A 12,839-nucleotide genomic window follows, 5' to 3' on the forward strand; every position below is an offset into this window, starting at 1 on the left:
GCGTCGTCAGGCCCGGTCCTTTCGCGGTTTCACCCGCGAAGGGGCCTGCACAGGCCGAGCAAGCCGCCGCCCGCGCCAGCGATCGAGCCCAAGCAGTACCAGCGCAATTGCCCAGAACCCCGCCAGTACGCCCAAGGCATTGAGCATGACCTGCCCGTAGCCAAGGCTTGCAACGTCGATGAACGGATACGGGTAGACCCCGATCTCACTCCCCCGCCACAGTGCGTAGCCGAAATACACCGCCGGGTACAGCGCCCACGGCCCCAGGTGCCAGAGCCGCAAATGCCCCTTGGGCACGGCGAACCACCAGTACGCAATGTACAGTGCCGGCATCACGTCGTGCAGCAGTTCGTCCGCCAGCCATTGCCACCCCTCGGGTTGCCACAGATGCCGCAGCAACACGCTGTAGGCCAGCGCCACCAGCACGATGCTGGCGGCCACGGCGGAACTTACCGAGGGCGACAGGAAGAAGCGCTTGGCGCCTGATTCCCTGCCGAACGCCGCATAGCTGAGCACCGTCGCCACCAAGGTATTGGTCAACACCGTGAAATAGCCGAACACATTGATCAGCCCGCCGATCAGGCTCGCCGCTTCCTGCCAGCGCGCCAGCAGCACCAGGTACACCTGCACAGCCAGGCCCAGCCAGCCAAGCACTGCGGCCAGGGTCAGCCAGGGATGACGCGGCATCTCAGGCGTTGCGCTGCAGTTTCACGTACAGCTGCTCGACTTTTTCCCGGGCCCAGGGCGTCTTGCGCAGGAAGGTCAGGCTCGACTTGATGGTCGGGTTGCTCTTGAAGCAGCGCACATCCACGCGCTCGGCCAGGCCCTGCCATTGGTAGTGCGCCACCAGCTCGGTGAGGATCTGCTCGAGGGTCTTGCCGTGCAGCGCGTTGTGGTTGGCCGTGCTCATGCCAGTACTCCCGCGGATAAAAAGATGCGCACATTACACGAGTGTAGTGATGAAGGGGGCGCGGCACCGTCAATACAAAAACCGCTGGCAAACGCTGAAACCTCTGTGCTGAAATAGTGATGTTATACAGTAACAATATAAAAGACTCTGCCAAGGACCGTCACTTTCCATGTTGTACTCTCCCCTACGCCTCTCTCCCCTCGCCGTCGCCCTCTGGCTCGCCTCATCACCCAGCCAGGCCGTGGAACTCGAACCCCAGATCATCACCGCCAACCCACTGGGCAACCGCGAGCTGGCTGCCCCCAGCACCGTGCTCGAAGGCGACGACCTGCTGCAGCAGCAGCACGGCAGCCTGGGTGAAACCCTCAACAAACAGCCCGGTGTCGCCTCCACCTGGTTTGGCCCAGGCGCCAGCCGCCCGGTGATTCGCGGCCTGGACGGTGACCGTATCCGCATCCTGCGTAACGGCGTCGGCGCCATCGACGCCTCGGCGCTGTCTTACGACCATGCCGTGCCACTGGACCCGGTCACCGTCGAGCGCGTCGAAATCGTCCGTGGCCCCGCCGCCTTGCTCTACGGCGGCAACGCCATCGGCGGGGTGGTCAATACCTTCGACAACCGCATCCCCGACGCGCCCATCGAAGGCATTCACGGTGCCGGCGAACTGCGTTACGGCGGTGCCGATACCACGCGCAGCAGTGCCGGCAAGCTGGAAGCCGGTGACGGCACCTTCGCCCTGCACCTGGATGCCAACAGCCGCCAGTTCAACGACCTGCGCATCCCAGGCTACGCCCGCAGCTCGAAGGTGCGCGACGCTGATGAGCCCGGCAGCAAGCACCGCCTGGAAAACAGCGACGGGCGCCAGGATGGCGGCGCAGTGGGCGGGTCCTACCACTGGGATCACGGCTATGCGGGCCTGTCCTACAGCCGCTACGACAGTAACTACGGCTCGGTGGCCGAGTCCGGCGTGCGCCTGGACATGAAGCAGGATCACTACGGCTTCGCCTCCGAACTGCGTGACCTCGAGGGCCCTTTCAGCTCGGTCAAGGTCGATGCCGGTTACACCGATTACGAGCACAGCGAAATCGAAGAAGGCGAAGTGCACACCACCTTCAAGAACAAGGGCTATGAGGCACGTATCGAGGCCAGGCACCAACCGATCGGCCCGCTGGAAGGCGTGATCGGCGCCCAGGTTAGCCGCAATGAATTCTCGGCACTGGGTGAAGAAGCCTTCGTGCCGCACACCGATACCGATAGCCTGGCGTTGTTCATGCTTGAGCAATGGCAGGCCACCGAGCGCCTCGACCTGAGCCTGGGTGCGCGCCTGGAACACACCCGCGTCGACCCGGATGCCAAAGGCAACGAAAACTTCGTCGCTGCCGACAGCGCCAGCAGCTTCAATGCCTTGAGCCTGTCTTCGGGGGCGGTGTACCAACTCGACCCGGTCTGGGCGCTCGCTGCCAACGTCGGTTACACCGAACGTGCCCCGACCTTCTACGAGCTGTACGCCAACGGCGCCCACGTCGCCACCGGGGCTTATGAAGTCGGTGATGCCAGCCTGAACAAGGAGAAAGCCATCTCCGCCGACCTGGCCCTGCGCTTCGACAATGGCACCCACAAGGGCAGCGTCGGGGTGTTCTACAGCCATTTTCGCAACTACATCGGCCTGATCGGCACGGGCAACATGCGAGAGGGCCATGACCACGACCATGGCGACGATGATCATGGCCACGATCACGATCACGAAGACGGCGGGTTCCCTGAGTACCAGTACCAGGGCGTGCGGGCGCGTTTCTACGGCATCGAGGCCCAGGATCGCTGGCAGTTGGTCGAGAACCGCTACGGCAGTTTCGCCCTCGAGCTTTCGGGCGACTACACCCGGGCCAAGAACCTCGACAGTGGCGAGCCGCTGCCGCGCATTGCGCCTTTGCGGCTGAACAGCGGACTGGTCTGGGAGCTGGACCGTTGGCAGGCACGCGTTGATGTGCAGCATGCCGCGTCGCAGCATCGCAAGCCGGCGAATGAGACCAGCACCGATGGTTACACCACCCTGGGAGCAAGTGTGGGTTATCGCTTCGATATCGGCCAGAGCCAGTGGCTGGCGTTCGTGCGCGGTGAGAACCTGACGGATCAGACCGTGCGTTACGCCAGCTCGATTCTGCGCGATATCGCACCGGCGCCGGGGCGTAGTGTGGAAGTAGGCCTGCGCACGACCTTCTGATCTTCAAGGGGCGCTGTGCGCCCCATTCCCGCACTGTTACCGTGGGCGTAACAATCAACTGCGACAATTTGTCTTTTTTTCTTACAACTTCCCCTATATCCTCCCCGCCGCAAGCTGAATCGCTTCACTCACCTTTCCTGTCGCCATTTCCATCGAAGAGCTCGCTCATCGGTGCGCTTGCCGTTTTTTCGACAATCAAAAGATAGCGCTATCTCATGTTCTTACTGCCCAACATTCGCTACACCGGCACCGCCCTGATTGCCTTGGCCGCCTGTTTTTCGTCCACCACCAGCGCCAGTGAAATGTTCGCCAGCGACTCACCGTGGATGCTTGGTGACTGGGGCGGCACCCGCAGCGAGCTGCTGGAAAAAGGCTACGACTTCACCCTTGGCTACACCGGCGAGATGGGCAGCAACCTACACGGCGGTTACGACCACGACCGCACCGCGCGTTACAGCGACCAGTTCACCTTTGGCAGCCACCTGGACCTGGAAAAGATCCTGGGCTGGCAAGACACCGAACTGCAGCTGACCATCACCGAACGCCACGGGGACAACATCAGCAACGACCGCATCAACGACCCGCGGGTCGGCGGCTTCACTTCGGCCCAGGAAGTCTGGGGCCGAGGTGAAACCTGGCGGCTGACCCAGATGTGGATCAGGCAGAAATACTTCGATGGCGCCCTGGACGTGAAATTCGGCCGCTTCGGTGAAGGCGAGGACTTCAACAGTTTCCCCTGCGACTTCCAGAACCTGGCCTTCTGCGGCTCGCAGGTGGGCAACTGGGTCGGGGGCATCTGGTACAACTGGCCGGTCAGCCAGTGGGCGCTACGTGTGCGCTACAACATAAACGACGCCCTCTATGCTCAGGTCGGGGTGTTCGAGCAGAACCCCTCCAACCTCGAATCCGGCAACGGTTTCAAACTCAGCGGCAGCGGTACCCAGGGTGCGGTAATGCCGATCGAACTGGTGTGGAGCCCGCGGGTCAATGGCCTGAAAGGGGAATATCGCGCCGGGTACTACTACAGTAATGCCAAGGCACAGGATGTTCTGAAGGACAGCAACGGCCAGCCGGCCGCCATCAGTGGCGCCACCTACCGTAGCAGTTCGAGCAAGCACGGCCTGTGGATCGGCGCCCAGCAGCAGGTTACCTCGCTGGCCACTGACCAGTCGCGCGGCCTGAGCCTGTTCGCCAACGCCACAATGCACGACAAGAAGACCAATGCCATCGACAACTATGTGCAGGCAGGACTGGTATACAAGGGCCCCTTCGATGCCCGCGCCAAGGACGACATCGGTTTCGCCCTCGCCCGCGTGCACGTCAACCCCGCCTACCGCAAGAACGCCCGCCTGGCCAACCAGGCGGCCGGCCTCGACGACTACGACAATCCGGGTTTCCTGCCCGTGCAGGACACCGAGTACAGCGCTGAACTCTATTACGGCATTCACCTGGCCGACTGGCTCACGGTGCGCCCGAACCTGCAGTACATCCGCCATCCGGGCGGGGTGTCGCAGGTGGACGACGCCCTGATCGGCGGCCTGAAGATCCAAAGCACTTTCTGACAACCCTTCACCTAACGGAGAACATACGATGAGCACTGACGGTGCCAAGAATGGAAGCCGCTGGCTACCGCGCCTGATGGGCGTACTGCTGCTATTGATGGGCCTGGCCTTGCTGGCGGGCGGCATCAAGCTCAGCCAGCTCGGCGGGTCGCTGTATTACCTGATCGCCGGTATCGGCTTTGCCGCTTCGGGCGCACTGCTGCTGGCTCAGCGCCGACTTGCCCTGGGCCTGTACGGCCTGGTGCTGCTGGGCAGCACGGCATGGGCACTGCTGGAAGTGGGCCTGGACTGGTGGCAACTGGTACCGCGCCTGGCCATCTGGTTCGCCATCGGCGTTGTGCTGCTGCTGCCTTGGGCACGCCGCCCGCTGACCGGCCCGGGCAACAAGGCCAATACCGCCCTGCTCAGCATTGCCGTGATCGCCTCTGGCGCTTGCGCGCTGGGCAGCCAGTTCACCCACCCGGGCGAAGTGTTTGGCGAACTGGGCCGCGACAACAGCGAAATGGGCAGTGCCGCACCGGCCATGCCCGACGGCGACTGGCAAGCCTATGGCCGCACCGAGCATGGTGACCGTTATTCGCCGCTGCGCCAGATCACCCCGCAGAATGCCTACCGCCTGGAAGAAGCCTGGCGCATCCGCACCGGTGACCTGCCAACGGACAACGACCCGGTCGAGTTGACCAACGAAAACACCCCGCTGAAGGCCAACGGCATGCTCTATGCCTGCACCGCCCACAGCAAGGTGCTGGCCCTGGACCCGGACACCGGTGCCGAGATCTGGCGCTACGACCCGCAGATCAAGACCCCGGTGGGTACGTTCAAGGGCTTCGCCCACATGACCTGCCGCGGCGTTTCGTACTATGACGAGAACAACTACGTCAGCCGCGACGGCAGCCCGGCACCGAAAGTCTCCGACGCAGGCCAAGCCGTGGCCCAAGCCTGCCCGCGCCGCCTCTACCTGCCGACTGCCGACGCCCGCCTGATCGCCATCAATGCCGACAACGGCAAGGTCTGCGAAGGCTTCGCCAACCAGGGCGCGATCGACCTGACCACCGGTATCGGCCCGTTCACCGCCGGCGGTTATTACTCCACCTCGCCGGTGGCGGTCACCCGCAGCCTGGTGATCATCGGCGGCCATGTCACCGACAACGAGTCGACCAACGAGCCTTCCGGCGTGATCCGCGCCTATGACGTGCACGATGGCCGCCTGGTCTGGAACTGGGACAGCAACAACCCCGAAGATACCCAGCCACTGGCCCCGGGCAAGACCTACAGCCGCAACTCGGCCAACATGTGGTCGCTGGCCAGCGTCGATGAAGACCTGGGCATGGTCTACCTGCCGCTGGGCAACCAGACACCCGACCAGTATGGCGCCAACCGTACCCCGGGTGCGGAGAAGTACAGCGCAGGCGTGGTCGCCCTGGACCTTGCTACCGGCAAGGCGCGCTGGAACTACCAGTTCACCCACCACGACCTGTGGGACATGGACGTTGGCAGCCAGCCCACCCTGGTTCATCTGAAGACCAAGGAAGGCGTCAAGCCTGCGATCATCGTACCGACCAAGCAGGGCAGCCTGTACGTGCTCGACCGCCGCGACGGTACCCCCATCGTGCCGATCCGCGAGATCCCTGTACCGCAAGGTGCGGTCAAGGGTGACCACACTGCACCGACCCAGGCCCGCTCCGACCTCAATCTGCTCGGCCCGGACCTGACCGAACAGGCCATGTGGGGTGCCACACCGTTCGACCAGATGCTGTGCCGCATCCAGTTCCGCGAACTGCGCTATGAGGGCCAGTACACCCCGCCGTCCGAGCAAGGCTCGCTGGTCTACCCAGGCAACGTGGGTGTGTTCAACTGGGGCGGCGTCTCGGTCGACCCGGTGCGCCAACTGCTGTTCACCTCGCCCAACTACATGGCCTTCGTGTCGAAGATGGTGCCGCGCGAACAGGTTGCCGCCGGCAGCAAGCGCGAAAGCGAAACCAGCGGCGTGCAGCCCAACACCGGCGCGCCTTACGCCGTGATCATGCACCCGTTCATGTCGCCGCTGGGCGTGCCGTGCCAGGCACCGGCCTGGGGTTACGTGGCGGCCATCGACCTGTTCACCAACAAAGTGGTGTGGAAGCGCAAGAACGGCACCACCCGTGACAGCACGCCGATACCGATCGGCATGCCGGTAGGCGTGCCGAGCATGGGCGGCTCGATCGTCACTGCCGGTGGTGTCGGCTTCCTCAGCGGCACTCTGGACCAGTACCTGCGTGCTTATGACGTGAACAATGGCAAGGAGCTGTGGAAAGCCCGCCTGCCAGCGGGCGGCCAAGCCACGCCGATGACCTACACCGGCAAGGACGGCAAGCAGTACGTGCTGATCGTCGCCGGCGGCCACGGTTCGCTGGGCACCAAAATGGGCGATTACATCATCGCTTACAAACTCGCCGACTAAGCGGCAAGCTACAAGCGAAAGCGGGGCCTGCGAGGTCCCGCTTTTTTCTTGCGGCTTGAAGCTTGCAGCTTGAAGCTTGAAACCCATTCCCCCGCGCCCCATCTAAGCACCATAGCCATTCACGCAGGTGCCCCATGAGCGACCAGCAGGATTTTCCGGAACAACCCGACGAAAACAGCGAAATCGAACACCTTGATGGTCAGGCCCAAACCGGCCACGCCCTCGCCCTGCCCGGCCAGCAATTGCCGGACAAGGTCTACGTGATTCCGATCCACAACCGCCCGTTCTTCCCAGCACAAGTACTGCCGGTCATCGTCAACGAAGAGCCTTGGGCCGAAACCCTCGACCTGGTGGCCAAGACACCGGACCACTGCCTGGCCCTGTTCTTCATGGACACCCCTCCCGAAGACCACCGCCATTTCGACACTGCGGCCTTGCCGGAGTACGGCACCCTGGTCAAGGTGCACCATGCCAGCCGCGAAAACGGCAAGCTGCAGTTCGTCGCCCAGGGCCTGACCCGTGTACGCATCCGCACCTGGCTCAAGCACCATCGCCCGCCTTATCTGGTCGAAGTCGAATACCCACGCCAGCCAAGCGAGCCGACCGACGAGGTCAAGGCCTACGGCATGGCCCTGATCAATGCGATCAAGGAACTGCTGCCGCTCAACCCGCTGTACAGCGAGGAGCTGAAGAACTACCTCAACCGCTTCAGTCCCAACGACCCATCGCCACTGACCGACTTTGCCGCCGCACTTACCTCGGCCACCGGCAACCAGTTGCAGGAAGTGCTCGATTGCGTGCCCATGCTCAAGCGTATGGAAAAGGTCCTGCCGATGCTGCGCAAAGAGGTCGAAGTTGCGCGCCTGCAGAATGAGATTTCCGCCGAGGTCAACCGGCAGATCGGCGAGCACCAGCGCGAATTCTTCCTCAAGGAACAGCTCAAGGTCATCCAGCAGGAGCTTGGCCTGACCAAGGACGACCGCAGTGCCGACCTCGAACAGTTCCAACAGCGCCTGCAAGGCAAGACCCTGCCGGAGCAGGCAAAAAAGCGCATCGATGAAGAAATGGCCAAGCTGGCCATTCTTGAAACCGGCTCCCCCGAATACGCCGTCACCCGCAACTACCTGGATTGGGCCAGTGCGCTGCCCTGGGGTGTATATGGCAAGGACAAGCTCGACCTCAAGCATGCGCGCAAGGTGCTCGACCAGCATCACGCGGGCCTCGATGACATCAAGGAACGCATCCTGGAGTTCCTCGCCGTGGGCGCCTGGAAGGGCGAGATCAGTGGTTCGATCGTGCTGCTGGTGGGCCCGCCAGGCGTGGGCAAGACCAGCATCGGCAAGTCCATCGCCGAATCGCTTGGGCGCCCGTTCTACCGGTTCAGCGTCGGCGGCATGCGCGACGAGGCCGAGATCAAGGGGCACCGGCGCACCTACATCGGCGCCCAACCAGGCAAGCTGGTGCAGGCGCTGAAGGATGTCGAGGTGATGAACCCGGTGATCATGCTCGACGAAATCGACAAGATGGGCCAGAGCTACCAGGGCGACCCGGCCTCGGCGCTGCTGGAAACCCTGGACCCCGAACAGAACGTCGACTTCCTCGACCATTACCTGGACCTGCGCCTGGACCTGTCCAAGGTGCTGTTCGTGTGTACCGCCAACACGCTGGACTCGATCCCCGGCCCTCTGCTCGACCGTATGGAAGTGATCCGCCTCTCCGGCTACATCACCGAAGAGAAACTGGCCATCGCCAAGCGTCACCTATGGCCCAAACAGCTGGCAAAGGCCGGCGTGGCCAAGACCAGCCTGGCCATCAGCGATAGCGCCCTGCGCGCCGTGATCGAGGGCTATGCCCGCGAAGCCGGCGTACGCCAGCTGGAAAAACAGCTGGGCAAACTGGTGCGCAAGGCCGTGGTCAAGCTGCTCGAAGCCCCGGATGCCAAGCTCAAGATCGGCACCAAGGACCTGGAGGCCGCACTCGGCATACCCGTGTTCCGCAGTGAACAGGTGCTGGCAGGCAAAGGCGTGATTACCGGCCTTGCCTGGACCAGCATGGGTGGCGCGACATTGCCGATCGAGGCAACCCGCATCCACACGCTCAATCGCGGCTTCAAGCTCACCGGCAAGCTGGGTGACGTGATGAAGGAATCTGCCGAGATCGCCTACAGCTACGTCAGCTCCAACCTCAAGCAATTTGGTGGTGATCCGGCTTTCTTCAACGAAGCCTTCATTCACCTGCACGTGCCAGAAGGCGCCACGCCCAAGGATGGGCCGAGCGCCGGTATCACCATGGCCAGCGCACTGCTGTCGCTGGCCCGTGACCAGGCACCGAAAAAAGGGGTGGCCATGACCGGCGAGCTGACCCTCACCGGCCAGGTACTGCCGATTGGTGGTGTGCGCGAGAAGGTCATCGCAGCGCGGCGGCAGAAGATTTTCGAACTGATCCTGCCCGAGCCCAACCGCGGGGACTTCGAAGAATTGCCTGAGTACTTGCGTGAAGGGCTGACCGTGCACTTTGCCAAGCGCTTTGCCGACGTGGCTAAAGTGCTGTTCTGACCCGCAACGCCCTCATCGCCGGCAAGCCGGCGATGAGGGCGGCACTGATAGCACAAAACCCATCTATCATCGGTTATCCTCAGGCCTTCGCCAGCCTCTGGAGCTACCATGACTGTCCCTCGTCTGCTCGTTCCCCTGAGCCTCGTCCTGCTTACCGCCTGCGCCCAGCAGCCCAGGCAAACCGTCGAACTGGACGCTGAAAGCGAATGCCCCAAGCGCATGCAGGTCGGCCAGGCGCTCACCCTGACCCTGCCCAGCAACCCCTCCACCGGCTACCGCTGGCTGGTGCAGAACCCGGCCTCGAACATCTTGCGCAGCCTCGGCCCCGAGGTCTACAGCGCCCCCGAGGAAGCCGGCATCGTCGGCAGCGCGGGCATTTCCACCTGGCGCTTCGAAGCCCGTGCCGCAGGCGAAGGCCACCTGGTGCTGGTCTATCAGCAGCCCTGGGCCCCGGAAGTTCGGCCTGTACAGACCTTCGACTGCGCGGTGCAGGTCAACTGAACGCACAGCGCTGGTCAGCCGACCATGCATCCTTGGCGCGGTTTGGCTAGAATGCCGGCCCTGCCAATTGTCAGCCGCCTGGATTCACCGTGAGCAAACAACCCGACCGCCTTTTCGCCCAGCCTCTGGAGCAAGTTCCCGACTTCGTGTTCAACGAAGACGTGGTGCGCGTGTTCCCGGACATGATCAAGCGCTCGGTGCCCGGTTACCCGACCATCGTCGAGAACCTTGGTGTGCTCGCGGCGCGCTTCGCCCAGCCCGATACCGCCCTGTATGACCTCGGCGCGTCCCTTGGCGCCGTTACCCAGTCGCTGCGCCGCCATGTGCGCAGCGAGGGCTGCCGGGTGATCGCGGTGGACAACTCCGCGGCCATGGTCGAACGTTGCCGCCAGTACCTCACCGCGCAGGACTCGATGTTCCAGGAACTGCTGCCGGTTCAGGTACTGGACGCCGACATCCTGGCCCTGCCCTTCGAGCCTGCCTCGGTGGTGGCGATGAACTTCACCCTGCAGTTCATCGCCCCTGAACAGCGCCTGGCGTTGCTCGGCCGCATCCGTCAGGCATTGCTGCCCGGTGGCGCGCTGATCCTCTCGGAGAAACTGCATTTCGCCGATGACCAGGAGCAGACCCTGCTCAATGAACTGCACCTGGACTTCAAGCGTGCCAATGGCTACAGCGAACTGGAAATCGCCCAGAAGCGCAGCGCCATCGAGAACGTGATGAAACCCGACACCCTGCACACCCACACCGAGCGCCTGCGCGCGGCGGGTTTCAGCAAGGTGGTGCCTTGGTTCCAATGCCTTAATTTCGCCTCGCTGATAGCCCTGCCATGATCGATCTGTCCCCCCTCGTCCGCCGCCTGGCGGGCACCCCACTGGCTTTATGGTCGCAAGGCCTGCAAGCACAACTTCAAGCCAAGCTGGAGAAAGGCCACGGCGATCTCGAGCGCTGGCGCGGTGCGCTGGACGCCTTGCCGGCACTGCAGCCAAGCGAAATCGACCTGGCCGACGGCCTGCGTCTGGACTGTGACTGCGACGACGCCACCCGCGCGCAGATGCGCCAGGCCCTGATGGGCCTGGCGCCCTGGCGCAAAGGGCCGTTCGACCTGTTCGGCGTGCATGTCGACACTGAGTGGCGCTCGGACTGGAAGTGGTCGCGCGTGGCACCGCACCTGGACCTGCAGGGCAAGCGTGTGCTCGATGTCGGTTGCGGCAACGGCTATTACCAATGGCGCATGCTCGGTGCAGGCGCCGACATGGTCATCGGGGTTGACCCCAACTGGCTGTTCTTCTGCCAGTTCCAGGCCGTGCAGCGGTACCTGCCCGACTTGCCGGCCTGGCACCTGCCGTTTGCGCTGGAGGAACTGCCAGCCAGCCTGGAAGGTTTCGACACGGTGTTTTCCATGGGGGTGTTCTACCATCGCCGCTCCCCCATCGAGCACCTGCTGGCGCTCAAGGACTGCCTGGTCAAAGGGGGTGAGCTGGTACTGGAGACGCTAGTGGTCGAGGGCGACGAGCAGCAGGTACTGGTGCCTGAAGACCGCTACGCGCAGATGCGCAATGTCTGGTATCTGCCGTCGGTCCCGGCGCTGGAGCGCTGGTTGCGCCGTGCGGGTTTCAGCGATGTGCGCTGCGTGGATGTCAGTGTGACCAACGTCGAGGAGCAGCGCAGCACCGAATGGATGCGCTACCAGTCGCTGGAGGACTTCCTCGACCCGAACGACCATAGCAAGACCATCGAGGGGTTGCCCGCCCCACGCCGCGCCACGCTGTTGGCGCGCAAATGAAAAGCCCCCACCGGGACTGCGCAGCTCTTGAGGCCTGCGCTGTACCTGTGGGAGCCGGCTTGCCGGCGATGGGCCGCCTGCATAACGCAGCGCAGATGATCAGCGCGAAGCTGCGACGATCAGCGCCTTCATCTCTGCCACCGCTGCCTTGAAACCTACGAACAGTGCATGGGCCACCAAAGCGTGGCCAATGTTCAATTCATTGATGCCCTTGATTGCCGCCACCGCCTCGACATTGTGGTAATGCAGGCCATGCCCGGCATTGACGATCAGCCCCTGACCGACGCCAAAAGCGACGCCGTCGACGATCCGCTTGAGCTCCTCAGCCACCTCAGTCGGCGTCTGGGCATCGGCATAACGACCGGTATGCAGCTCGATGGCCGGGGCACCCACACGGCGCGAGGCTTCGATCTGCCGCTCGTCGGCGTCGATGAACAGCGACACTTCGGCGCCAGTGCGCGACAGGCGCTCTACCGCAGCCTTGATGCGTGCCTCCTGCCCAGCCACATCGAGGCCGCCCTCGGTGGTCAGTTCCTGGCGTGTTTCAGGTACCAGACAGATATGCGCCGGGCGAATGTTTTCGGCGAACACCATCATCTCTTCAGTGACGCCCATCTCGAAGTTCATGCGGGTTTGCAGCACGTCCTTGAGCAGCACCACATCGCGCTCCTGGATGTGCCGGCGGTCTTCGCGCAAGTGCACGGTGATGCCATCGGCGCCTGCTTCCTCGGCATCCAGCGCAGCCTTGACCGGGTCCGGATAGCGTGTGCCGCGGGCCTGGCGCAAGGTAGCCACGTGGTCGATGTTGACGCCGAGAAGCATGCGGTTGCTGTGAGTCACGAAAGGCTCTCCTGAAGATTTAGC

Annotated in this window: 10 protein-coding genes; 7 read left to right on the plus strand and 3 right to left on the minus strand. The window is 63.4% G+C overall.

The genetic code is table 11. The features are described from left to right. Positions 1–6: 6 nt before the first annotated feature. Positions 7–687: a Pr6Pr family membrane protein gene (locus tag IWW33_RS05890; protein ID WP_115273704.1), complete on the minus strand. Its 681-nt coding sequence runs from the start codon at positions 685–687 to the stop codon at positions 7–9. Between the two features lies 1 nt (position 688). Continuing rightward, entirely contained in the window at positions 689–910 is a 222-nt protein-coding gene (locus IWW33_RS05895; RefSeq protein ID WP_046787783.1) for a VF530 family protein, read from the minus strand. A 169-nt stretch (positions 911–1,079) separates the two neighbouring features. On the opposite strand from IWW33_RS05895, the gene IWW33_RS05900 reads away from it, so the two are divergent. The 7 genes from IWW33_RS05900 (at position 1,080) to cmoB (ending at position 11,975) form a co-directional block, all read left to right on the plus strand. Continuing rightward, complete coding sequence (locus IWW33_RS05900) at positions 1,080–3,131, plus strand: TonB-dependent receptor (protein WP_174142059.1); 2,052 nt, start codon at positions 1,080–1,082, stop codon at positions 3,129–3,131. Between the two features lie 215 nt (positions 3,132–3,346). Then, positions 3,347–4,693, plus strand: coding sequence for a carbohydrate porin (locus IWW33_RS05905; protein WP_119688354.1), 1,347 nt, complete (start codon positions 3,347–3,349; stop codon positions 4,691–4,693). Positions 4,694–4,721: 28 nt separating this feature from the next. Next, a complete protein-coding gene (locus IWW33_RS05910; protein ID WP_174142060.1) occupies positions 4,722–7,133 on the plus strand; it encodes a glucose/quinate/shikimate family membrane-bound PQQ-dependent dehydrogenase in 2,412 nt (803 codons plus the stop codon). Between the two features lie 134 nt (positions 7,134–7,267). Further along, positions 7,268–9,688, plus strand: coding sequence for an endopeptidase La (lon, locus tag IWW33_RS05915; protein WP_046787787.1), 2,421 nt, complete (start codon positions 7,268–7,270; stop codon positions 9,686–9,688). 108 nt (positions 9,689–9,796) lie between these two features. After that, positions 9,797–10,189, plus strand: a complete 393-nt coding sequence (locus IWW33_RS05920) for a protease inhibitor I42 family protein (protein ID WP_046787788.1) — start codon at positions 9,797–9,799, stop codon at positions 10,187–10,189. A gap of 89 nt (positions 10,190–10,278) precedes the next feature. Beyond that, positions 10,279–11,022, plus strand: coding sequence for a carboxy-S-adenosyl-L-methionine synthase CmoA (cmoA, locus tag IWW33_RS05925; protein ID WP_046787789.1), 744 nt, complete (start codon positions 10,279–10,281; stop codon positions 11,020–11,022). Beyond that, entirely contained in the window at positions 11,019–11,975 is a 957-nt protein-coding gene (gene cmoB / locus IWW33_RS05930; RefSeq protein ID WP_174142061.1) for a tRNA 5-methoxyuridine(34)/uridine 5-oxyacetic acid(34) synthase CmoB, read from the plus strand. The genes cmoA and cmoB overlap by 4 nt, the downstream gene beginning before the upstream one ends. 99 nt (positions 11,976–12,074) lie before the next feature. On the opposite strand, the gene pdxJ is transcribed toward cmoB, so the two are convergent. Then, the gene (gene pdxJ, locus IWW33_RS05935) at positions 12,075–12,815 is read right to left on the minus strand and encodes a pyridoxine 5'-phosphate synthase (protein WP_161872330.1); all 741 of its coding nucleotides are present in this window, start codon (positions 12,813–12,815) and stop codon (positions 12,075–12,077) included. Positions 12,816–12,839 lie beyond the last annotated feature (24 nt).

Source organism: Pseudomonas sp. M2 (assembly GCF_015751845.1).
Taxonomy (GTDB): domain Bacteria; phylum Pseudomonadota; class Gammaproteobacteria; order Pseudomonadales; family Pseudomonadaceae; genus Aquipseudomonas; species Aquipseudomonas putida_E.